Source organism: Lacisediminihabitans profunda (genome assembly GCF_008040105.1).
Lineage (GTDB): Bacteria > Actinomycetota > Actinomycetes > Actinomycetales > Microbacteriaceae > Lacisediminihabitans > Lacisediminihabitans profunda.
On sequence record NZ_VRMG01000009.1, the window covers coordinates 17,145 to 39,511 of the forward strand.

Sequence of the window (22,367 nt, forward strand, 5' to 3'; positions counted from 1 at the left end):
GGCCCGAAAGTCCTTATTCCGCGGGGCGCTCCCCGCCGATGCGCACGCGCTTCGCCCGGGACGCCTGGCCGTGCAGGATGCTGACGGTGCTCTTCGGCACGCCGAAGTGCGTAGCGAGCACACCGATGAGGGCGTCATTCGCCTTCCCGTCGACGGCTCGTTCGCGCAGGAAGACCACGAGACGATCCTCGCCCTCCTCGACGAGGGGTCCCTTGCGACTGCCGGGCTTCACCCAGACCGTGATATCCATTGCGACTCGTCTCGCGGTTGCCGGTTGCCTCTGACCCCTCCCACGTTAGCCAACCGGCAACGCCCCACGAGGGCGGAGCCGCGGCGGGTGGTCGCTGGACGTTCTGAGCGGCGGCCGTCCGTGGTCGTGGCACAGGTTCATCCCGTAGATTTCTCCTGAGGTTTCGTTGAACCGAAGCGGTGGATGAACCAGACCGATGCACGATGCGAAGACGCAGCGCGCGCGACGGACGGGGAGCCGCCGATGAGATATCGAGGAGCAAGCATGAGCGAATATGTCGTCACCAATCCTGCAACCGGAGATCGCGGACCCGTCTTCACGCCGGCCACGGACGCCCAGTTGAACGACGCCCTCGGCGCGGCCGGGACGGCCCACCGCACTTGGTCGAGAACCACCACCATCGGCGAGCGCGCCGCGCTCGTGCAGCGGGTCGCCGATCTTCACGTCGAGAGGCGAGAGGTGCTCGCCGAGATCATCGTGCGGGAGATGGGCAAGCCGCTCGAGCAGGCCCTGGGCGAGGTGGACTTCAGCGCGGACATCTACTCCTACTACGCCACCAACGGCGAGAAATTCTTGGCCGACGAGCAGATCGAGCTGCTGGATGGCGAGGGCAGCGCGTTCGTGCGCCGGTCGTCGCTCGGTCCCCTGCTCGGCATCATGCCGTGGAACTTCCCCTATTACCAGGTGGCCCGGTTCGCCGGCCCCAACCTCGTGCTCGGCAACACGATCCTGCTGAAGCACGCCGGGCAGTGCCCCGAATCGGCGGCGGCGATCGAGCAGATCTTCGCCGACGCCGGGTTCCCGACGGGCGCCTACCGCAACATCTACGCGTCGAACGAGCAGATCGCCGGCCTGATCGCCGACCCTCGCCTCGTCGGGGTGTCCCTCACCGGCTCGGAGCGCGCCGGCGCGGCGGTGGCGGAGGTCGCCGGCCGCAACCTCAAGAAGGTGGTGCTCGAGCTCGGCGGGTCAGACCCGTTCATCCTGCTCAGCACCGACGACCTGGACGCAACGGTGGATGCCGCCGTCTCGGGGCGCATCGACAATAACGGCCAGGCCTGCAATGCGGCCAAGCGCTTCGTCGTGATCGCCGACCTGTACGACCAGTTCCTCGAACGCTTCACCGCCAAGCTCACGGAGCCCGTGCCCTCTGACCCGATGGCCGAGGGCACCGTCCTCGGGCCATTGTCGTCCGCCCTCGCCGCTGACCGCCTCGACGAGCAGGTGGAACGCGCCATCGCCCAGGGCGCGACCGTTGTGGCGCGGGGAGAGCGCAACGGCACCTACTTCCCGTCGGTGGTGCTCACCGGCGTCACCCCCGAGATGGACGCCCACCACGAGGAGTTCTTCGGTCCCGTCGCGATCGTCTACAGCGTGGCGAGCGAGGAGGACGCGGTCACCCTCGCGAACGACACCCCGTTCGGCCTCGGTTCCTACCTCTTCTCGACCGACCGCGAGCAGGTGCTGCGCGTGGCCGACCAGATCGAGGCCGGAATGGTGTTCGTCAACGGAGTCGGGCTCGACAGCCCGGAGCTCCCGTTCGGCGGAATCAAGAGGAGCGGCTTCGGCCGGGAACTCGGCCGGTTCGGCATCGAGGAGTTCGTCAACCGCAAGATGGTCCGCATCCTCAAGTAGGGCTTCGGGGCAACCCGTGACTGTGCCCGTTTGTCGCTGGTGTGCCGGTTCGCCCGCGCCCACTAGCGACAAACGGGCACGTTCGTGCCGCGGCGGGTCAGCGGAACGCCGGGATGCCGGTGATGTGGTTGCCGATCACGAGGGTGTGAACCTCGTCTGTGCCCTCGTAGGTGCGCACGCTCTCCAGGTTGTTGGCGTGACGCAGGGGTGAGTAGTCGAGGGTGATGCCGTTCCCGCCGAGCATCGCGCGGGCATCCCGGGCGATCGTGATCGCCTCGCGGCAGTTGTTGAGTTTGCCGATCGAGATCTGGTGCGGCTGCAGCGAGCCGGCATCCTTCAACCGGCCGAGCTGCAGGGCCAGCAGGGTGCCCTTGTTGATTTCGATGGCCATGTTCACCAGCTTCTCCTGGGTGAGCTGGTAGCCGGCGAGCGGCCGGCCGAACTGGAGCCGCTCGAGCGAGTAGTCGAGCGCGGCGAGGTAGCTGTCGCGGGCGGCCCCCATCACGCCCCAGATGATGCCATAGCGCGCCTCGTTGAGGCACTCGAATGGGCCGCGAAGGCCCTTCGCCTTCGGCAGCATGGCCGATCCGGGCAGCCGCACCTCGGCGAGCTCGATCTCGCACTGGATCGAGGCCCGCATCGACAGCTTCTGCGGGATGACCGTGGCCGTGAAGCCGGGCGTGCCGGTCGGCACGAGGAAGCCGCGGATGCCGTCGTCGGTCATCGCCCAGATCACGGCGATGTCGGCGATCGAGGCGAGTCCGATCCAGCGCTTGGTGCCGTTGATGACCCAGTCCTCGCCGTCCCGCCTGGCGAACGTGGTCATGCTCCCCGGGTCGGATCCGGCCGTCGGCTCGGTGAGCCCGAAGCATCCGATGGCCGTGCCCGCCGCCATCCGCGGCAGCCACTCCTGCTTCTGCTCCTCGGACCCGTGCCGGTGGATGGCCGTCATCGCGAGCGACCCCTGCACGCTCACGAAGGTGCGCAGCCCGGAGTCCCCGGCCTCGAGCTCGAGGGCCGCGATGCCGTACTCCACTGCGCTCCTGCCCGGGCAGCCATAGCCGGTGAGGTGCATGCCGAGGAGGCCGAGCTCGGCCAGCCGCGGGATGATTCTGGTGGGGAACTCCGCGTTCTCGTACCAGCCCGCGATGTGCGGCTTGATCTCCGCGTCCACGAACGCGCGCACCGTGCGGCGCAGCTCGAGTTCGCTTTCGGTGAGCAGCGAGTCGACATCGATGAGGTCGGAATTCTCGGGCATCGGTTTCCTTCGGTGGGAGTCGGCTATTCGGGCAGGGTGAGTCGTCCGTTGAGGCGGCGCGGGAGGTTCCAGGGATTCTCCGGTTGCAGCGGGAGCGGAAGCTGCTCCGCTGACGCGTTCTGCAGGCTCACCGGTCGCACGAAGCGGGCCAGGCCCCCGGCGCCGACGCTCGTCGCCTCCGGCCGGGAGGTCGCCGGCCAGGGTCCGCCGTGCTGTTGCGACCACGTCGTCGCGACGCCGGTCGGCCACGCATTGACGGCGACTCTGCCCACCCGCGTGGCCAGTCGGGCGATCGCGCCCGCGGCATCCGCATCATGCTCCCCGGTGAACACCGACGCCGCGAGGGAGGGCTGAAGCCGTTCGAGAGCCGCGAGCGCCGACTCCAGGTCGTCGTACTCGGCGATGAGCGCCACCGGACCGAAACACTCCTCGAGCAGGCGCGATCCGGCAGTCAGCCGGTCGAGCGCCACCGGGATGGAGCGGGCGACGACAGAGAATCCGGGCAGGGGCTCTGCGGCCCCGGCCGTCGGTGCGGCAGCGCTTCCCGCGCTCGCGGCGACGAGTTCGGAGACGCCGCCCTCGTAGGCGGCGGCGATCGCGGCGGTGAGGAGCGGGGCGGCCGGCACCCGGGAGACGGCCTCGGCGATGGAGTCGACGAAGCCGTGCCCGCTCGGCACGAGGATGAGGCCGGGCTTCGTGCAGAACTGACCGGCTCCGAGGGTGAAGGAGTCGGCGAATCCCCGGGCGATCGACTCGCGATCCGCCGCAGCGGCGGGCGTGACGAGCACCGGGTTGACCGTGCCCATCTCGGCGAAGACCGGAACGCCGCGGCGGGCCGCCCGCTCGACGAGTGCCATGCCGCCGCGTTGGCTGCCGGTGAAGGCCACGGCGCGCACGACGGGCGAGTCCACGAGCCGGAGCCCGGAGTGGAAGCCCACGACGACCTCGAAGCAGCCGTCGGGGGCGCCGGCGTCCCGGAGGGCGTCCCGCACCACCGCGCCGAGACGCACGCTGAGCCGCGGGTGCGCCGGGTGGGCCTTCACCGCCACCGGACAGCCGGCGGCCAGCGCGGACGCCACGTCATGGCCGAAGATGCCGAACCCGAACGGGAAGTTGCTCGCGCCGAACACGGCGACCACTCCCACCGGAACGTTCCAGCGCACAAGCGATGACCCGCCGGGCAGGTCGTCGCGGCTCACGCCGAGGTAGCTGCCTTCGACGGCGACGGCCGCGTAGAACCGGGCGCTCGCCGCCATCCGGGTGAGCTCGCCCTCGAGACGGGCGAGCCCGAGCCCGCTCTCTGCCCTGGCAAGCTCGACGAGCTCGGCCGAGGCGGCAAGCACGGCATCGGCCGCGGCGGCGATCCATGCCGCTCTGGCCGCGGGGCTTGCCGCGGCGAGAGGGGTCGCCGCGCGAGCCGCGAGGTCCAGCACACTCGCGACCTCTTCCGGGGTCGAGTGAGGGACGGCACCGGTGCGCTCCCCCGTGACGGGGTCGAAGCTGGCGTCCTCGCCGACGTCGGCGAGCGGAAGCGTCATGCCGTTGCCACGTCCCGAAGCGCGGATGCCTCGGCCGACTGCCGCACGATCGCCTCCGCGAGCACCCGGAGACCGTCCTCCAGCAGCTCGGTGCCGATGACGAGCGGCGGGAGCAGCCGGATCACGTTGCCGTAGGTGCCGCAGGACAACACGAGCACTCCCGCCGCGTGACAGGCCGCCACGACGGCCTTGGTGACATCCGCCCGCGGTTCGAGGGTGACTGGATCGGCGAACTCGATGGCCATCATCGCCCCGCGGCCACGCACCTCGGCGACGACGGGGACCGAGTCAAGGAGAGGTTCGAGGTGGGCGCGGACGACGCTCTCGATGACGCGCGCGGCGTCGAGCAGCGAGCCGTCTTCGAAGGCCTCGAACACCCCGAGCGCGGCGGCGCAGGCGAGCGGGTTGCCCGCGTATGTACCCCCGAGGCCACCGGGGTGCACCGCGTTCATCAGCTCCGCGCGACCGGTGACGGCGGAGAGCGGCAGGCCGCCGCCGATGGCCTTCGCCGTGACGATGAGATCTGCCTCGACGCCCTCGTGCTCGCTCGCGAAGAGGGTGCCGGTGCGGCCCATTCCGGCCTGGATCTCGTCGATGACGAACACGATTCCGTGGGCATCCGCGATGCTCCTCAGTCCGGCCAGGAAGCCCTCGGCCGGCACGAGGAATCCGCCCTCGCCCTGGATGGGCTCGATGACGATGGCCGCGAACGACTCTGGACCGTGGTCGGCGAGGATGCCTTCGACCTCCGCCAGCGCCTCGGCGGCGGCGTTCGCGGCGCCTCCCGGCCAGCGCAGCGGAGCGGCATTGGGCGCCCGCACGATCTGCTCGGGGAAGGGGCCGAAGCCGAGCTTGTATGGATTCTCCTTCGCCGTCATCGCCATGGTGAGGAGGGATCGGCCGTGATAGGCCTCATCGAACACGAGCACGTTCGGGCGGCCGGTGGCGGCGCGGGCGATCTTGATCGCGTTCTCGACGGCCTCCGCGCCGGTGGAGAAGAGGGCGCTACGCTTGTCGAACGAGCCGGGGGTGTGCGCGTTGAGCCAGCGGCAGACCTCGGTGAAGCCCTCGTACTCGGTGACCATGAAGCAGGTGTGGGTGAATCGCTCGAGCTGGGCCGCGACCCGGGCCTGCACGAAGGCGTTGGTGGCCCCGACGCTCGTGACCGCGATCCCCGAGGCGAAGTCGATGATGCGGTTGCCGTCGACGTCCTGCAGGATCCCGCCCTCGGCCCGGTCGATGAAGACGGGCAGGGTGGTGCCGAAGGCCGAGGTCACCTCGCCGTTGCGCTGCGCCTGCAGCTCGCGGGATCGGGGGCCGGGAATGGGCTGGGCGAGGTGACGGGACTGGGGCAGGGCGGGGAGGGTGGAGGCCATGAGGCCAATGTAGTCACGAGGTCGGTCACGGTCAGTGGATGTTCCGGCCCTTACTGTCGCAAACACTGGATAAAATGACCTAAACAACCCGGAGGAGCGCGGATGGTCACCCTGGAGCAGTTGTGCGAGCGACTCAGCGGGGAGCTGCGCCCGGCGGCTCCCGGTCCGATCGGACGCCACGCCCTCACCGGAGTGCACATCTCCGAACTCGCCGATCCCACCCCGTACCTCGAGGGCGGGGAGCTGCTGCTCACCACGGGAATCCCGCTGACCGGCGGAGCGGTCGCGATACGCGACTACGTGGGCAGGCTGGCCGCGAAGGGGGTCTCCGCGCTGGGGCTCGGTCTCGGTGCCGGAACGGACCTGGTCGATCAGGAACTCGTCTCGGCCTGCGCCGATGCCGGGCTGCCGCTGCTGCTCGTGCCGGAGGCTGTTCCCTTCATGCATGTCTCGCGCGGCTTCTGGCAGCTCGTCGGCAGGTCGGAACAGGCCGACCTGGCCTCCCGGCTCAGCCTGCAGACCGCCCTCGCCCGCGCGGCGACCCGTGACAACGCGGCCCAGGCCATCGTCACCTCCCTCGCCCAGGGGCTCGGCGGGTGGGCCGCCTACCTTCCCGCGGACGACGGCACCGAGACGGTCTGGCCGGCGAACGCCGCAGACGTCGTGCCCCGGCTGCGCCTCGAGTCGGCCAGGCTCAACCTCGTGGGCACGTACTCGGCGGCCACCTTCCCGCTGAATGGCACGGATGTCGTCGAACACTCGATCGTGGTCGGCCGGCGCACCGTGGGCTTTCTCGCCGTCGGGGCGGGGCGCGGGCTGCGCAAGGCAGACCGCCAGCTCATCCTCACGTCGTGCATGCTGCTGTCGCTGACCGCCCAGCGGGCGCAGGAGGCGTCGAGGGTGGAGGCGGAACTGGGCGGTGTCATCGCGGCGCTCGTCCTGGCCGGTCACGTCGACGCAGCGCGCCTGGCCGCCGAGCACAGCGGGATGCCTCCCCTCGGCGACTTCGCCCGGGTCTTCGCGCTGCGCGGGGAGGGGGTGGAGGCACTCGACTCCCCCGATCTCGGCGCGATCGTCGGGTCGCTGGCCGCCACCGGGCCGAACTCCGACCTCACCCCCGCCGGGCTGCGCGACCGGGTCTCTGCGTCGATGCTCCGCGCCGCGATGGGCGGCATCCGCGTGGTGATCCTGCCGGAGGCGACCGCGGGCGGGGCCACCGAGTCCGCCCCGGGAGGCGGCACGCCTCGGGGCGACTTCGCGGGCGCGCTCAGCGCACCCCTCCCCCTTCAGGCGGTGGCCGCCGCCGTCGGCCCGGTCAGCTTCGCCTGCCGCAGCGCGCGGGCCGGCACGGTGGTCGCCGTCACTGACGCCGCCGACGACCGCGGCGCGGCGTGGCTGGATGCCCTGGGGCGGCATCCGCGCGGCGACCTCACCGAGACCGTGCGCTGCTACCTCGCCCACCGCGGTCAGTGGGAGAGCACCGCGCGCGAACTGGGCATCCACCGCAATTCCCTGCGGCATCGGATCGCGGTGGCGACCGAACTGGTCGGCGCCGACCTCACCGATCCGGACACCGCCGCCACGCTGTGGGTGGCTCTGCGTCGGCCAGAGGCGGGCTGACGGCCGTCAGCGGCCCAGCCACTCCCGCACGGCCGCATCCTGCTCCCCCAGGAGGGGCGGCGCGGAGTTTCGGAGCGGGATCGGCGGGCTCCAGCTGATCGGATGCCGCACCTGGCTGGCGACGGCGGCGCCGGCCGCATCGACGACCTCCATGGTCGGCTCGAGGCCGAGGCTCGACGCGAGCGCGATGCCGTCGGCGATGGTGCCGACTCGACCGGCCGGCACGCTCACCGCCGTGAGCCGCCCCTGCCACTCGGCGGCCGCGGCCCCCCGGAGCTGCCGCTCGAGGAGCGGCACCAGGGTCGCGCGATTGGCCACCCGCCGGGAGTTGCTGGTGAACCGTGGGTCGTCGGCGAGTTCGGGAACTCCGAGCACCGCCACCAGGCGCCCGAACTGGCCGTCGTTGCCGCAGGCGATGGCGATCGGTCCGTCCGCACACTCGAGAGTCTCGTAGGGCGCGATCGAGGGATGCGCGTTGCCCAGGCGCCCGGGGATCACCCCCGCGCCGAGGACGGCCTGGGCCTGGTTGGCAAGCGCGCCCTGCAGGCTCGACAGGAGATTCAACTCGAGCCGGGCGCCGGAACCGGAGGACTGCCGGCGCAGCAGCGCGGCCAGGATTCCGGCCACGGCATCCTTGGCAGTGAGCACGTCGACGAGGGCGACGCCGGCCTTGAGCGCCGGCCCGTCCGCCTCGCCGGTGATGCTCATCAGGCCGCCGAGCGCCTGCACCACGAAGTCGTAGCCGAGCAGGTCGCGTCCGGCCGCGGTGCCGAATCCGGAGATCGACGCGTAGACGACGCCCGGGTTGGTGACCCTCGCCTCGTCGTAGCCCAGGCCGAGTTTCTCCATGCCCCCCGGTCGAAAGTTCTCCACGACCACGTCGGCGCGCGAGATCAGCTCCCGGGCCAGGCCGCGGTCGCCGGGGTCGGCGAGGTCGAGGCACACCGACTCCTTGTTGCGGTTGACGCTCTCGAAATAGGTGGACCCGGTGGCCGAGAACGGCGGTCCCCAGGAGCGCGTGTCGTCGCCGTCTCCCGGCCGCTCCACCTTGATCACCCGCGCACCCAGGTCGGCGAGCGTCATCGTGGCAAGCGGGCCGGCGAGGATGCGGGAGAAGTCAGCGACCAGGATGTCGGCGAGAGGGGCCGCAGCGGTGTTCATTCGGCCATGATCCATGCTGCCGAGACTAGCGGCAGGCGCGGGGCGGCACAGTCCAGGAGCGGCGAGCGCGACCGGTCGAATTAGGTGCGATACGGTCCGTCGACCGGCAGGGCGGTGAGTTCCGCGCGCATGGCGATGAGGTCGATCGCGTGGGCGTCGAGGGCCCGGTCCTCCTCGGATTGCGGCACCAGGGCCGGCACCGGAATCGCACGGCCATCATCGCCTGTGGAGACGAGGATGCTCATGCACTGCGTGGTCATCTCCATCACCGGATCGACGGGGTCGCCGGATCGCACGTGGATGGCGACGTGCATGCTTCGCTGTCCGGTGTGGATGAGCCGCGCCTCCACCTCGACGATCTCGCCGATGTGGATCGGCCGGTAGAAGTGGATTCCGCCCGAGTACACGGCCCTCGACGCACTCTTGCTCCACCCGGTCGCGCAGGTGCGGGCAGCCTCGTCGATCCACCGCATGACAGTTCCGCCGTGAGCGTTGCCGCCGAAATTGACGACGGAGGGCGCGGCCAGGAAGCGGAACGTCACCCTGGGCGCCGTTCCCTCGCTCGTATAGCTCTGGCGACGCATCTCATCGTGGATCCGTGCGCGGGCCACGATGCGGCCCTCGGCCCCGGCGGCGATCTCCAGGTCGTCGAGACCGCGTGGCACCCACTCCGGAACGCGCTGCGGACGTCCGGCCGCATCGACGGCCACGAACACGAGGATGCAGTGCGTTCCCAGGCTGAACTCGCCGTCCCGGGTGTCCGCGGACGAGATGGTGACCTGCACGTGGATGCTGGTGCGCCCGGTGTGGATCACCCGGGCCGTGGCCTCCACAAGTTCGCCCGGGTGGATCGGACGACCGAAGTTGACGTTGCCGACGTACGCGGTGACGCAGGACGCCCCCGCCCAGCCGACCGCGCAGGCGTAGCCCGCCTTGTCGATCCACTCGAGCACGCTGCCGGCCTGCACGATCGATCCATCGGCGTCGCCGGGGGACGCGAGGAATCGGAGGGTGATGCGATCCTTCATGTCCGCCCTTCAGGCCCGTTCGAAGACGGCGGCGAGGCGCTGCCCGCCGCCGATGCACATGGCCTCCCCAGCGTAGCGTCCATCCATCACCCCGGCCCTCAGCCGCCGTACAGCGCCTTCGCCATCTCCTTCACCGAACGGCGAGGGCCGATGAACCGGCGCCCGGTGACCACGCCGGGCAGGATCCGCACGTAGTTCCACTTCTCGGTGGGGCTCAGCGTGTGCAGGCCGAGAACGCCGGACGCCTCGATCTCCGAATCCAGCGCCATCCGTTCGGCCCGTCCCTTCACCACCACGCTCCAGCGGGCGCGGCGGTGGGTGCCCTCCACCTGGAAGGCGACGCTGGGATGCCTCGTGAGGTCCATGAGCTTCGAACCGGGCGCGCTTCGAAAGAAGATCACGCGATCCTTCGCCAGGTAGTTGACCGGGAAGATGTCCACCCCGTCGTCGGTGGACACGGCGAGGCGGCCGATGGAGGCATCGCCCAGGAGGTCCCAGCAGACCTCCTCCGCGAGCTCTTCGACCATCGGACGGGACGAATCGGACACGGCACTCCTCGGGATCGGCTGGGTTCCATAGTCTCCCGTTTCCGCCCCTCGTGTCGACCGCCGCCCGCACATTCGCGCGAGCCGGTCGGTCAGCCCCCGAACACCGCGGCCAGGGAAGGCCAGGCCGACGCGCGAACATAGATCGGAATCTCGTCGATGGGTGCCGGCCGTTTCACCACGCGGCCGCCCTCCGCGGCGTCGCCCGTCCAGGCGTCCACCCACTCGCCGGCCGGAAGGTAGGTCGACCACTCGGTGGCGCCCGCCTCGGTGACCGGGGCCACCAGGAGGTCATCGCCGAGCATCCACTGCAGCGGATGCCGCCAGACGTTCTTGTCGTCCGGTGCGTCGAAGTAGAGCGGTCGCATGAGCGGAGCGGACGTCTCGATGGTCGCGTGTGCCTGGTCCGCGAGGTAAGGGACCAGCCGCTCCCGCAGCTTCGCGAATCGCCGGAAGGTGGGCAGCACCCGGGGGTCGTCGTTGCGTTCCGCGATGTTCCACGGCGTGCGGTCGCCGCTCGGCAGCCGGTGGTGGTTGAACTCGGCGTGGTACTGCATGATCGGCACGAAGGCGGCCGCGGCCGCCGAGCGCAGGTACAGCTCGCCATCCGGCACCTCGCCGGAGAATCCGCCGAGGTCCCAGCCCCAGTAGACGATGCCGCTGGATGCCGCGGAGAGCCCGGCGAACAGGGACCACCGGAACGCCTCCCAGGTGGAGTTCTCGTCCCCGGCCCAATAGGTGCCGTGGGCCTGGCTGCCGGTGAACCCGGCACGGCTGAACGTCACTGGCGCCTTGCCCGCCGACTCGAGCAGATCGCCGAACGCCTTCGCGTAGTGAACGGGGAAGAGGGCATTCCCCTCGTCGCCGTGCCTGCCGTCGAGGTACCTCAGGTCGCGTCCCCAGGCGTGTTCCCCGCCGTCGGTCTTGAAACCGTCGACGCCCAGTTCGTCCACGAGATAGCGGCGCTTCTCGGTCCACCACTTCGCCGCTCGATCGTCGGTGAGGTCGGGCATCAGGCCGAGCGGGAACCACCAGCCCCGGTTGCGGTATGGCCTGAGCGACCCGTCCGGCGCCTCCTCCTGCACGAGCACGCCCTCGCGAATCGCCGCGGCGGCATCCGCCGCCGCCTGACCTTTCGGATGCGGTCGCATCTTCACGAGCGGAATCTGCCAGAGGTGGAGCCTGATCTCCCGCGCGTGGAGTTCGTCCACCATGCCCTTCGGGTCCGGCCAGGCGCCGTCCGGGGGGAATTCGAAGTCCGCCAGCCGGTGCGGAGCGCCGTCCTCGGTGACGGAGTAGCGGGAGTCCCGCCACGCGGTGAAGGTGCTCTCGTCGCTCCACGCCTCGATCACGACCGACCCGACCGGGATGTCGTGCTCGCGATGCAGGTCCATCTGCCGCATGACCTCGCTCTGAGTGTTCCACTCGTTTGCGCTCGCCCAGAGCCGGAAGATCCAGGACGGAAGCTCGGTCGGTCGGCCGGCCTCAGCCAGAAACTGGTCGAGCACCCTGGTCGGCGTGCCCTCGTAGACGGCGAGATCCAGCACCGCGGCGTCCCCGCTTGCGCTGTCGACCTCGGCCTCGACCCAGATGCGGCCGGTCTCCCGCTCGGCAAAGTCGAACCACACCCGGCGCGAGGTGCGCACGTGGAAGCCCCAGCCGGCGGCGCCAACGATGTGGGCGAAGGGCATCGGCAGGTAGGTCTTGCGTTCCGCGCCCTGGCTCTTGTACTGCTCGAAGACGACGGAGTCGAGGCTCGTGCCGCGTTGGTCGAGCGCGTCGAAGCGCTCGCCCAGGCCGGTGACGTGCTCGGCGTCGGCGAGCGGGAGGGCGAAGCGCACGCGACGGGTGCGGGTGCCATCGTCGAGCACGGTCACGCTGCCCGGGATGATCCGCTCCGGCCCGACGGTGCGAACCGCGCCCGGCGCCGGTCGCCAGGCGGCGACCCGGAAGTCGAACCACCGGGTGGACTGGCGGCGCGCGCCGGAGGCGACGAAGCGGTAGCGGTAGTGCTCGCCGGGCCGAAGCCCGTCGAGCCTGAGCTGCCAGCCGCCGGAGTCACGGGCGAGTCTCGCCTGCGCGGACGCCAGATGGCCTCCGTCGGTCGACTGTCCCCTCGACGTGCGGACGGTGGCCACGAGATCGAGACTGCGGGACTCGCCGCCATCCCGAACGATCTCGGCGGTGACCGCCGTGACCTCCGAGGACGTGCGCACCCCCAGAACGACGGGCTCACCCGCGACGGGATCGATGGGCCAGCGCTGTTCCGTGTCGACGGAATACGGATGCCCGGAGCCGAACGGCCGATGACGGATCATGCCGGCAACACCTCCACTACCCCGACCTCGACGGCGAGGCGCACGAACATGGCATGGCTCCAGAGCAGCGGTCTCGCCACCGGCCCCCAACGGTCATCCCACTCCTGGTAACGGGAGGGATCGAGCAGGTGATCCCCGACCTGCTCGGGCAGGGCCCCATCCCGGTCGGCGGTTCCCGCGGCCCAGACCAGCAGTTCGACGGCGCGGCCGCGGTCACCCGCCGCGGCGTAGCCGAGCCCGAGGAGGCAGCTGAGCAGGGGCCACTGCCCCCCGCCGAAGAAGGTGTCGTCCAGGTAGCGGTGCACGCCGCCGCCGACGTTCAGCGAGTCGTCGATCGCCATCAGGGTGCGCGAGCCGATCTCCCCGGATGCCGGGAACAGCCCGAGCGGAGCGACCGCCGCGAGCGCGCTCGCATCCACCTCGGTCGAACCGAGCCACTTGGCGAGGTAGCCGTGCACAAGCCCACGCTCGACGATCGTGCTCCTGATCGACTCGCTCGCGTCGAGCGCCTGCTCCAGGCGGCGGCCATCGATGGCGCCCGCCTCGGCCACCGCGACGAGGCCGGCGGCGACGCAGGCGAGGGTCGACACGTGAACCTCGGAGGCGTTCTCCTCCCACCAGTCGAAACACGGCCTCTGCCACGACGAGGTGAGGTAGTCCACGCTCAACTCGATGGCCCTGGCCCACCGGCCGAGGCCCGTTCCGTGTCGACGCGAGTGCTCGGCGACGGCCCAGAGCCAGGTGCCGAATCCGTCGAGCTGGAAGTCCCACCAGTCGTCCTCGCCCTCCTCGCCGGCGAAGGTGAACCGGGTGGGGAGCATCTGAGCATCCGGCACGGGGTCTCCGGCCAGCGCTCTCGAGACGATCTCCACGATCGCGGGCTCGCGGGCCACCAGAATCCGGGCGCACCAGTCGAAGAAACGCTCCGCCGACTCGCTCGCGCCGGCAGACGACATCGCGTCCGCGATGAATGCCCCGTCCCGAAACCAGCAGTAGCCGCGGTAGGCGGAGAAGGTGGGACTCGCCGGGTAGGCCCCGCTCGGGTCTTGCAGGCCCAGGATCAGGTCGACGCTCGACTCGGCGAGCCGGGCGAGAGGGTCGCGGCTCTCCGCGTCGCTCCCGGACTGGATGCCGTGGTGCGCCTCGATCATGCTGGTGTCTCCCTGGTTGTTGGTGCGCGGTTATCCGCGCGACGGCAGTTGAAGGTCCCGGGGCCGAGAGGGCCCCGGGACCGTGCGGCTGTGCCCAGCCGACGAGGTCGGCGACTCAGCCGGCGAGAAGGGTGTTGATCTTCTTCTCGGCGTTGGTGAGTGCCTGTTCCACGCTCTCGCGGCCGGCCTGGGCCTCCACGAGCTCGCCGGTGATCGCATCCTGCATCGCCGACTGGTTGTCACCGATCGAGGGGGCAGGAGCGATCTTCTTGGCGGCGTCGAAGACCGCCTGACGGTTGGCCGGCTTGCCCTTGGTCAGGTACGAGTTCAGCTTCGCGGTGTCCGAGATGGTGGGAAGCTCCCAGCCGGCGTCCAGCCGCACGCTGACCTCCTCATCCGAGGACGACATGAACTCGGCCCACTTCTGGGCCTCGGCCGGGTGCTTGCTGGTCGCCGAGACACCGATCCCGTTCGAGAAGACGGCGCTGGCCGTGGTGGTGTTGCCCGGTTCGACGGCGATGTCCCAGTTGGCCGGGGTGTCTGCGAAGGAGCCGAACACCCAGATCCCGGTGTGCAGCATCGCGAGCTTGCCTGCCTTGAACAGGTTGGTGTCGAAGTCCGCCGTGCCCTGGCCGTCGGCGACCGTCGGCATGGTCGTGCCGCTCTTGCCGACGAGCCACTTGGCCGCCTCGATGCCGGCCGGGGTGTTGAATGCGGCCTTCTTGCCGTTCTTGCTCAGGAAGCTCGCTCCGTTCTGCACGAGTGCCTTGTAGTACTCGTTGTAGGTGACCGGCTGGTGGTCACCCCAGACTCCCGCTGCCTTGTTGGTGAGCTTCTGCGCGGCGGCAGTCTCGTCCTTCCAGGTCCAGCTGCTCGTCGGGTACTTCAGACCCGCCTTGTCGAAGAGGTCCTTGTTGTAATAGAGCACCACATCCGAGAACGAGGTGGGCAGCGCGTACTGCTTGCCGTCGGTGGCGTAGCTGTCGAGCAGGGCCTTGTTGTACTTCGCCGAGGGGACGGCCTTCAGCTCTGCCAGGACCCCGTTGGCCTGCAGCGGTCCGTAGCTCGACGGCCCGTTGATGTCGAAGACGTCGGCCGGGGTGCCGGCCGCGAGATCGGTCTGCAACGCCGTGCCATAGGAGTCATACGGCAGGGTCTTCACCGTCACCGTGATGTTCGGGTTCTTCTTCTCGAACGCCGCCACGATCTTGTCCAGGTTCTTTTCGTTTCCGGCATTGGAAATGAAGTTGGAATAGGTGATCGTGACGGGGCCGCTCGCCTTGGGCGCGGCGGATGCGCAGCCGGTCACGGCGAGGGCGAAGACCCCCGCGAGGCCGAGCGCGACCATTAGCTTTCGATTCATGTGCTGCTATCTCCTTTGATGTGGTGGTGCGGGTGGTGCATGGGGACGGGATCGAGCGTCACTTGATCCCGGAACTCGCGACGCCCTGGATGACGTACTTCTGGGCGAACACGTAGAGCGCGAGCATCGGGAGCACGCTCACGACCGAACCGGCCATGATCACGTCCCACTGCGAGGTGTACTGGCCCTGAAGGCCGGCGAGTGCGATCGGCAGGGTCTGCAGTTCCGGCGAGCGCAACACGACGAGCGGCCAGAGGAAGCTGTTCCAGCTGCCCATGAAGGCGAAGACGACGAGGGTGGCGATGGCCGGTCGGATGTTCGGCAGAATGATGCCCGTGAAGATGCGGAAGTGTCCAGCGCCGTCGATGGTCGCGGCCTCGTCCAGCTCACGCGGGACCTGGTTGATGGCTTGCCGGAGCAGGAAGATGCCGAAGGCTGTCGCGAAGGTCGGCAACAGCGCCCCGAGATAGGTGTCGAGCAGCCCGAACGCCTTCAACTCGACGAAGAGCGGAACGATGAGCACCTGGAGCGGGATCATCATGGTCGCCAGGTACACGCCGAAGACCACGTTCTGTCCCCGGAACGGAAGTCGGCTGAACGCGTAGGCGGCGGTCGAACTCGTGACCAGTTGAACCGCCGTGGTGATGACGGCGAGCAGGAAGCTGTTGAGGATCACCTGCCCGAACGGCCGCTCGACGAAGAGCCTCTGGTAGGCGCCGAGGGAGGGGTTCTTCGGGATGAGCGCCGGCGTGGTGGTGAGGCTCGCGCCCGGGGTGATCGAGGTGATGATCGTCCAGAGGAAGGGGAAGAACATCGCGATGGCGCCCACGATGATGACGAGGTGCAGCACGATCACCCCCGCCAGACGCAGCTTGGCCTCCCGGCTTCGCGGCGCCCGGCCGACCGTTCGGCGAGCGGGCGTTCGTGCGGTGAGAAGCGCTTCAGCCATAGGTCACCCACCTCCTCTGGCCGCGGACTTGGATGACGGTGACGGCGAGCACCACGGCGAACAACATCCAGGACAGTGCGGACGCCTCGCCGGCCCGCCCGTAGCGGAAGGTGAGGTCGTAGATCTGCTGCACGACGACCTCGCTCGCCCCGTTGGGCCCTCCCCCGGTCATGGCGTAGACCTGGTCGAAGACCTGGAAGCCGTTGATCAGCGAGATCACGATCACGAAGAAGGTGGATGGCGACAGCAGCGGGAGCGTCACGCTGAAGAGTCGCCGCCACCAGCCGGCCCCGTCCACCTTGGACGCGTCGTACAGCTCGGTGGGGATCGCCTGCAGCCCGGCGAGCAGGATGACCATCACGAATCCGAGGTCCTTCCAGGACGACGCCACGATGATCGCCGGCATCGCCCAGTGCGGGTCGGTCCACCACCCGGGACCGTGGATGCCGACCGCGGCCAGCACGGTGTTGACGATCCCCGAGGTCGGGCTGAGCAGCCATCGCCAGACGAGCGCGACGACGATCCAGCTCGTGACGACGGGAAGGAAGTAGATGCCGCGCAGGATCGACCGCCCCTTGAGCGCGGTGTTGAGGGCGAGGGCGAGCGCCAGACCGCCGAAATAGACGAGGGGGAGGTAGCCGGCGATGTAGTAGATGGTGTGCACGAACACGTCGCCGGTGATCGGGTCGGTGAGGAGCTTGGCATAGTTGCCGAGGCCCACCCACTGCATCGGTGCGAGCAGGTTCCACTTGTGCAGGCTCACCCACGCCGCCGCGACCATCGGGCCGAGAACGAACAGCAGCAGGGGTATCGCGCTCGGCAGAAGGAAGGCGAGCACCGTGAAGGTGTACCGCGCCCGATTGCGGGCCGTGCGGCCGTCGCGGGTCGGGATGGCGTGCCGAAACTGCGGCTCCTTGTCCAGGAGCGCGGTCTGGGCCACCGACACGCTCATGCGCCGGCTCCCGCCTGCGGGAAGGCCTGCTCGACGAGGCGCTCCCGAACGAGCCGGCCCTGGTCGCCCGCCATGTCCTCCGCGTCGAAGGGGGTGGCGAGCACGAGCGCGGCGGCCCCCTGCGCCCAGCTCTCGTCCTGCCAGGTCTCCACGGCCACGGCGACTCCGCGGCGGCTCGGGATGAGGGACGAGCGGAAGGCCGGCTCGAACCCGAACGACCAATGGCTCCAGGCCGCGGTGCCCTCGCCGAGCACGATCACGATCTCGGGATCGAGGGTGTGCACGATGCCGGCGAGGGTGCGGCCGAGGACGTGCCCCGCCTCGCTGAAGATGCGGGTGGCCTCGGCGTTGCCGGAGTCCGCCGCGCCGCGGAGCGCCGCGATGCCGCTGTGCTCGCCGATGACTCCTCGCCCGCGGCCCAGCCGCACGAGCGCCGCCTCGCCGATGATCGACTCGAGGCAGCCGTGGTTGCCGCAGGTGCAGAGCGGGCCGTCGACCTCGACGGGAATGTGGCCGACCTCCCCGGCGCCGCCGCCCGAACCGCGCAGCACCACGCCATCCACCATGATTCCGGCGCCGATTCCGGTTCCGATGGTCACGACGAGGAAGTTCTCGTGCAGCCGACCGACCCCGTACAGTCGCTCGGCGATGGCGAGCGCGTTCACGTTGTTCTCCACGATCACCGGGAGGTTGAGCTCTCGCTGCAGGGTGGACCCGAGCGGCACCTGCCGCCAGCCCATCTGGGTCGAGTCGACGAGTCCGTTGGCCTGGCGGTCGACGCTGCCGGGCACGCCGACGCCGACGCCGAGGAGCGGCGCCGAACCACCGCCGGCGACGAATCGCCGCAGCAGGCCCGTGAGGTCGGCGAGGAAGGTCGAGGCCGACGCGTCGAAGGGTTCGCTCGCCGATCGCACGACGGTTCCGTCGATGCCGACGTCGACGAAGGCCACGTGATCGGCGACGACCTTCACGCCGATCGCCCGGCCGGCCGTCGACATCAGGCCGAGCATCCGAGCCGGACGACCGCCCTGGGAGGGCGAGTGCTCGAGCTCCCTGAGCAGTCCCTCGGACAGGAGGTCCTTGGTGAGCTGCGTCATCAGAGCGGGCGAGACGTTGAGCGCCCGAGCCAGGTCGGCGCGGGAGGCGGGGCCGTGCGCACCGAGTCGCGCGAGAATGGCTGACCGGTTGACGTCGGTGCGGGCTTGCGGGCGATTTGCCAAGAGAACCTCTTTGTTCAGAACTAAACAAAGAATAGAACAAAGAGGTGAAGTTAGTCAACCGCGGAATCGGATGACGCGAAATGGCCCGGAGATCCGCTCCCGAGCGAACGCCGATCGCCCCGTGACCGGAAGGTGCTTGCGCGTCATTCAACCATTCGGTATTATACTTATCAGTTGAATACGAACGGAGCGAGACATGCCGACCGACCAGTTGAGTCGCACCTTTGCCGCACTCGCCGACCCCACCCGCCGGGCGATGCTCTCCCGTCTCGCGCGTGGCGAAGTGACAGTCGGGCAGCTCGCCGAGCCGTTCGACATGACCCTCGCTGCCGTCTCGAAACACCTCCGCGTGCTCGAGCGGGCCGGGCTCGTCAGCCGAGGACGCGACGCGCAGTACCGGCCGGCGCAACTCGACGCGCGTCCCCTGGCCGCCGCCTCGGGCTGGATCAGCGACTACGCCCGGTTCTGGTCCGACAACCTCGACAGCATGGGCGCCTACCTCGGGCGGCTCCAGTCCGACCGGTCCGAACCCGGCCCATCGGCCGCCACACCCGGCGGCCGGTCGCCGGCCGGAAGGCGCGCCACCCCTTCCACCGAGCCCATCCCGGGCACCCCGCTCACAGGAGAACAGTCATGACCGACGGAATCACCATCACCCGCACCTTCGCCGCCCCGCGCGACCTCGTCTACTCGATGTGGACACTGCCCGAGCACTTCGCGGTGTGGTTCGGCACCGATGCCGTCGAGATCCCCCTCGATTCGGTCGCGATGAATGTGACGGTCGGCGGCGAGTGGAGGGCCACCATGAACCTGCCCGATGGCAACTCGATCAACTGGGTCGGCGAGTATGTCGAGGTCGAGCCACCGAGCCGCCTGGCCTTCACGATGACCGACAACCCCTCGAATCCGGCCCGTGAGCCCGTCACCGTCACGCTGGTCGAGGTCGACGGCGGCACCGAGATGACGCTGACGCAGAACGGGGGCAACCTCACCGAGGAGCAGTACGCCCAGACGATCGTGGGCTACAACGCCTTCTTCGACGTCATGGAGCGCCTGCTCGCCGAGCGGGTCTGACGCCTCGGGCGCGAATTCGTCATCGGCGCCCTCTAGGCGGTTCGCGCCACCTCGGCCGCGATGGACCGCCCCCAGGCCGTCGCTGCCTCGAGTTCGCCGTCGAGCAGGGGACCCTCGGTGCCCTTCACGATGAAGCCGCGCGGGCGGGCGACGATCGTGGCTCCCGCGTTCTCGAGCGCTCGGGAGATCTTGCCAGCGGCATCCCCATGGATGAAGAGCCGCACCCTCGTGTCGAAGGCCGCGGCGCGAGTGCCCGCGAGTTGTGCGGCACCGAACCCGGCGAGGAACTTTTGCATGGCCGCGGTCGGGCGCCATCCGTTGATCGGGCTGCCCACCACGAGGAGATCGGCCTGCAGGTTCGCCGGATCGAGCCGGGCCACGGACACGGTGGTCGCGCCGCCGATTCCCGCCGCGATCGCCTCGGCGACCCGCTCCGTGTTGCCGTAGTTCGAATCGAAAACCACCACCGCTGACATTTCACACCTCTCCCGGTCGCCCTCGGTACGAGTCTGATCCCCCGAACCGGGTCCGGATGGGGCTAAAGGCCCGCCCGGGGCCACCGCGCGGGGATTGCGGGGCTGACCCTGTCCCTCCCGGTTCGCCCACGCGCCGCGGCAGGCTGCGATAATGGTGGCTCTCGGTGGCTGGGGGTGCGTGATGTCCGGTACTCCTCCTCGCTGGTCCGCGTGGAGGGTCGTCACCGGGTTCGGCTTCCTCAGCCTCGCCGTCGACATCGTCTCCGACGGGGGAAGCTCGCTCGCCGGGCCGCTTCTCGGCCAGCTCGGTGCGTCCGCTCTGGTCGTCGGGCTCGTGACGGGTACCGGTGAGGCCATCGGCCTTGGGCTGCGCCTCGCCACCGGTCCGTGGGCCGACCGAACCCGCCGCTACTGGACATTCACCGTCGTCGGCTACGCGCTCACGGTGATCTGCATCCCGCTGCTGGCCCTCGCGCCATTCGTCGGGGGCGCCGGCCTCGCCGTGGCGAGCATCCTGATCATCGGCGATCGCACCGGCAAGGCGGTGCGCAGCCCCGCGAAGACCGTGCTTCTCGCGTCGGCCGCCGGCTCGGTGGGGCGCGGCCGGGGCTTCGCCGTGCACAAGGCCCTCGACCAGACGGGCTCGCTGCTCGGCCCGCTCGTCGTGGCCGGGGTGATCGCGCTGACCACAGTGCTCTGGCCCGCCTTCGCCGTGCTCGCGGTACCGGGGGCGCTCGCTCTCGCTCTGCTTGCGGTGATCCGGATGCGGGTTCCCGACGTGAGCGTCTACGACACAAAACTCGACCGGGCCGCTGGGGCCGCGACCGACGGGAGCGATCCCCCACCGCGCCTTCCCCCGACCTTCTACCCATTCGCCGCGGCGGCGTTCGCCGCCAATGCCGGCCTCGTCACCTACGGCGTGATCTCCTTCCATGTGACGAAGGCCGGCCTGGTCCCGCTTTCCGCGGTGCCTCTCGTCTACGCGGCCGCAATGGCGGCCGGCGCCATCGCGGCGCTCGCGAGCGGCTACATCTACGACAAGAAGGGGACGAACGTTCTGCTGGCCCTGCCGTTCCTGATCGCCCTCGTGCCCGGGCTGGCTCTGTCGAACCAGATCGGGGCCGTGATCCTCGGGGTGGTGGCCTGGGGGGCGGCCTCCGGCATCCAGGAGTCGACGGTCAAGGCGATGGTCGCCGATCTCGTGCCGTCGGCGCGTCGAGCGACGGCGTACGGCATCTTCGCCGCGTTCGAGGGCGCGGGCGCGCTGGTGGGCGGGGTGCTCTCCGGAGCCCTCTACGGGCGGCTCGGACTGCTCATCCTCGTCGTGATCCTGCTTCAGGTGTGCACGTTGGTGTTGCTCGTCCTGACCGTGCGGAAGCAGCGCAGGCGGGACCTGTCCGCTGCGAACTAGCCCCCCGAGGACTCTGGACAGGTAGACGCGGTAGTGCAATGATTGCGTTAACGCAACGGATTGCACAGCCGATTGCGCCAGTCGAAGGAAGGACGATGACCAATACAGAAGGCCCCAACACCGTCGGGGGCACGAACGGGACGACAGAAGAATTCGAAGGACGGTACACCGAGGTGGACCCGGAGGGGCCGGCCCCGCGCACGATCCATGGGGCATACACCCGCACCGAAGCCAACCCGCATCCGGAGCCGCCGGAAGAGGGCCGGTACATCCGCAGCAGGGCCAACCCCCGGGGGATCGCCCCCGGCTCCCACCACGGGCACTACACCGACGCCGAACGCGAGGTCAGGTAGGCGCGACAGTAGCGCCGCAGCGCCAGCACGCCCTCGGCAGTGGACCCTCGACGAGAGCGCCGCACTCGGGGCACACCCGCTCGAGCCAGCAGACCTCCCCGCGGTCGTCGTCGGCGTGCTCGCCAGTGGCACCGGGTTCGCCGGTCATTTCGGCCCGGTCATTTCGGCAGGCTGAGCGCGAAACGCCCATCGCGCGTGCCCTCTCCCCCCGCCGCGGCGGCGAACCCGGAGAGCGCCCGCGCGGTGGCCGCGCGCTGGTCGGCCGACATCCGGGACAGGATGTCCGCGATGGCGCGGCGACGGCGTTCGAGCACGTGAGACACCAGGTCTCGACCACGCTCGGTCAGGGCGAGGTGCAGGTAGCGGCGATCCGCCCGATGCTCCGTGCGGGCGATCAGGCCGGCCTGGACCAGGCGGTCGCAGGTGCGCGTGGCGTTCGACGGATGCACCCCGAGTTCCGCGGCGACGGCGCCCAGATTCTGCGGTCCGCTCGCCGCGATGAGGATCAGCACCCGCAATTGCGGCGTCGTCACGATCTCCTCGACGTCGAGCACCGACTGGGCCGCCACCCGCAGCAAGACGTTGGCTGCGGCGAGCACGGCATCGATCTCGTCGAGTGCGGGTTGAGCCTCGCCGGCTGAATCGTTCACCCGCCCCACTATTCCCGAATGATTGCGGCTGCGCAACCT

Annotated in this window: 21 protein-coding genes; 6 read left to right on the top strand and 15 right to left on the bottom strand. The window is 69.8% G+C overall.

The genetic code is table 11. From position 1 onward, the window contains the following. Window positions 1-13 precede the first annotated feature (13 nt). On the bottom strand, window positions 14-250 hold the full coding sequence (locus tag FVP33_RS13355; RefSeq protein WP_147784186.1) for a DUF167 domain-containing protein: 237 nt from the start codon (window positions 248-250) through the stop codon (window positions 14-16). A 264-nt stretch (window positions 251-514) separates the two neighbouring features. Here FVP33_RS13355 and FVP33_RS13360 point away from each other — a divergent pair, with 264 nt between their 5' ends. Further along, the gene (locus FVP33_RS13360) at window positions 515-1,885 is read left to right on the top strand and encodes an NAD-dependent succinate-semialdehyde dehydrogenase (RefSeq protein ID WP_147784187.1); all 1,371 of its coding nucleotides are present in this window, start codon (window positions 515-517) and stop codon (window positions 1,883-1,885) included. 97 nt (window positions 1,886-1,982) lie between these two features. Here the strand turns inward: FVP33_RS13360 and FVP33_RS13365 are convergent, their stop codons facing one another. Genes FVP33_RS13365 through gabT form a run of 3 tightly spaced genes read right to left on the bottom strand, consistent with a single transcriptional unit; the run spans window position 1,983 to window position 6,057 of the window. Next, on the bottom strand, window positions 1,983-3,143 hold the full coding sequence (locus FVP33_RS13365; protein WP_147784188.1) for an acyl-CoA dehydrogenase family protein: 1,161 nt from the start codon (window positions 3,141-3,143) through the stop codon (window positions 1,983-1,985). Between the two features lie 23 nt (window positions 3,144-3,166). After that, window positions 3,167-4,681, bottom strand: a complete 1,515-nt coding sequence (locus FVP33_RS13370; RefSeq protein ID WP_147784189.1) for an aldehyde dehydrogenase family protein — start codon at window positions 4,679-4,681, stop codon at window positions 3,167-3,169. Further along, window positions 4,678-6,057, bottom strand: a complete 1,380-nt coding sequence (gabT, locus tag FVP33_RS13375) for a 4-aminobutyrate--2-oxoglutarate transaminase (RefSeq protein ID WP_147784190.1) — start codon at window positions 6,055-6,057, stop codon at window positions 4,678-4,680. Before gabT ends, FVP33_RS13370 begins: the two co-directional genes overlap by 4 nt. A gap of 102 nt (window positions 6,058-6,159) precedes the next feature. Between gabT and FVP33_RS13380 the strand changes: the two genes are divergently transcribed. After that, window positions 6,160-7,677: a PucR family transcriptional regulator gene (locus FVP33_RS13380; protein WP_147784191.1), complete on the top strand. Its 1,518-nt coding sequence runs from the start codon at window positions 6,160-6,162 to the stop codon at window positions 7,675-7,677. 6 nt (window positions 7,678-7,683) lie between these two features. On the opposite strand, the gene FVP33_RS13385 is transcribed toward FVP33_RS13380, so the two are convergent. The 9 genes from FVP33_RS13385 to FVP33_RS13425 all read right to left on the bottom strand — a co-directional run bounded on the left by FVP33_RS13385 (window position 7,684) and on the right by FVP33_RS13425 (window position 18,364). Further along, a complete protein-coding gene (locus FVP33_RS13385) occupies window positions 7,684-8,838 on the bottom strand; it encodes a CaiB/BaiF CoA transferase family protein (RefSeq protein ID WP_147784192.1) in 1,155 nt (384 codons plus the stop codon). Between the two features lie 80 nt (window positions 8,839-8,918). Then, a complete protein-coding gene (locus FVP33_RS13390) occupies window positions 8,919-9,866 on the bottom strand; it encodes an acyl-CoA thioesterase (RefSeq protein ID WP_147784193.1) in 948 nt (315 codons plus the stop codon). Between the two features lie 98 nt (window positions 9,867-9,964). After that, window positions 9,965-10,414 carry a pyridoxamine 5'-phosphate oxidase family protein gene (locus tag FVP33_RS13395; protein ID WP_187270717.1) on the bottom strand — a complete coding sequence of 150 codons (450 nt, stop codon included), beginning with the start codon at window positions 10,412-10,414 and terminating at the stop codon, window positions 9,965-9,967. An 89-nt stretch (window positions 10,415-10,503) separates the two neighbouring features. After that, on the bottom strand, window positions 10,504-12,729 hold the full coding sequence (locus FVP33_RS13400) for a glycoside hydrolase family 31 protein (protein ID WP_147784195.1): 2,226 nt from the start codon (window positions 12,727-12,729) through the stop codon (window positions 10,504-10,506). Next, window positions 12,726-13,880 (bottom strand): glycoside hydrolase family 15 protein, encoded by a 1,155-nt coding sequence (locus tag FVP33_RS13405; RefSeq protein WP_147784196.1) that lies wholly within the window; start codon window positions 13,878-13,880, stop codon window positions 12,726-12,728. The genes FVP33_RS13400 and FVP33_RS13405 overlap by 4 nt, the downstream gene beginning before the upstream one ends. A gap of 115 nt (window positions 13,881-13,995) precedes the next feature. Further along, entirely contained in the window at window positions 13,996-15,243 is a 1,248-nt protein-coding gene (locus FVP33_RS13410) for an ABC transporter substrate-binding protein (RefSeq protein ID WP_147784197.1), read from the bottom strand. A gap of 58 nt (window positions 15,244-15,301) precedes the next feature. Then, on the bottom strand, window positions 15,302-16,192 hold the full coding sequence (locus FVP33_RS13415) for a carbohydrate ABC transporter permease (protein ID WP_147784198.1): 891 nt from the start codon (window positions 16,190-16,192) through the stop codon (window positions 15,302-15,304). Then, window positions 16,185-17,144, bottom strand: coding sequence for a carbohydrate ABC transporter permease (locus FVP33_RS13420; RefSeq protein ID WP_147784199.1), 960 nt, complete (start codon window positions 17,142-17,144; stop codon window positions 16,185-16,187). The genes FVP33_RS13415 and FVP33_RS13420 overlap by 8 nt, the downstream gene beginning before the upstream one ends. After that, window positions 17,141-18,364, bottom strand: coding sequence for an ROK family transcriptional regulator (locus FVP33_RS13425; protein WP_147784200.1), 1,224 nt, complete (start codon window positions 18,362-18,364; stop codon window positions 17,141-17,143). The genes FVP33_RS13420 and FVP33_RS13425 overlap by 4 nt, the downstream gene beginning before the upstream one ends. Before the next feature lie 196 nt (window positions 18,365-18,560). Here FVP33_RS13425 and FVP33_RS13430 point away from each other — a divergent pair, with 196 nt between their 5' ends. Both FVP33_RS13430 and FVP33_RS13435 read left to right on the top strand, forming a co-directional pair. Then, window positions 18,561-19,001, top strand: coding sequence for an ArsR/SmtB family transcription factor (locus FVP33_RS13430; protein WP_147784201.1), 441 nt, complete (start codon window positions 18,561-18,563; stop codon window positions 18,999-19,001). Further along, the gene (locus tag FVP33_RS13435) at window positions 18,998-19,438 is read left to right on the top strand and encodes an SRPBCC family protein (protein WP_147784202.1); all 441 of its coding nucleotides are present in this window, start codon (window positions 18,998-19,000) and stop codon (window positions 19,436-19,438) included. Before FVP33_RS13430 ends, FVP33_RS13435 begins: the two co-directional genes overlap by 4 nt. Before the next feature lie 32 nt (window positions 19,439-19,470). Here FVP33_RS13435 and FVP33_RS13440 read toward each other — a convergent pair whose 3' ends face one another. Next, window positions 19,471-19,914, bottom strand: a complete 444-nt coding sequence (locus tag FVP33_RS13440) for a flavodoxin family protein (protein ID WP_147784203.1) — start codon at window positions 19,912-19,914, stop codon at window positions 19,471-19,473. A 151-nt stretch (window positions 19,915-20,065) separates the two neighbouring features. Between FVP33_RS13440 and FVP33_RS13445 the strand changes: the two genes are divergently transcribed. Further along, on the top strand, window positions 20,066-21,325 hold the full coding sequence (locus FVP33_RS13445) for an MFS transporter (RefSeq protein ID WP_147784204.1): 1,260 nt from the start codon (window positions 20,066-20,068) through the stop codon (window positions 21,323-21,325). Between the two features lie 95 nt (window positions 21,326-21,420). Further along, the gene (locus FVP33_RS13450) at window positions 21,421-21,678 is read left to right on the top strand and encodes a hypothetical protein (protein WP_147784205.1); all 258 of its coding nucleotides are present in this window, start codon (window positions 21,421-21,423) and stop codon (window positions 21,676-21,678) included. 158 nt (window positions 21,679-21,836) lie between these two features. On the opposite strand, the gene FVP33_RS13460 is transcribed toward FVP33_RS13450, so the two are convergent. Next, a complete protein-coding gene (locus FVP33_RS13460) occupies window positions 21,837-22,328 on the bottom strand; it encodes a MarR family transcriptional regulator (RefSeq protein WP_187270718.1) in 492 nt (163 codons plus the stop codon). Window positions 22,329-22,367: the final 39 nt, after the last annotated feature.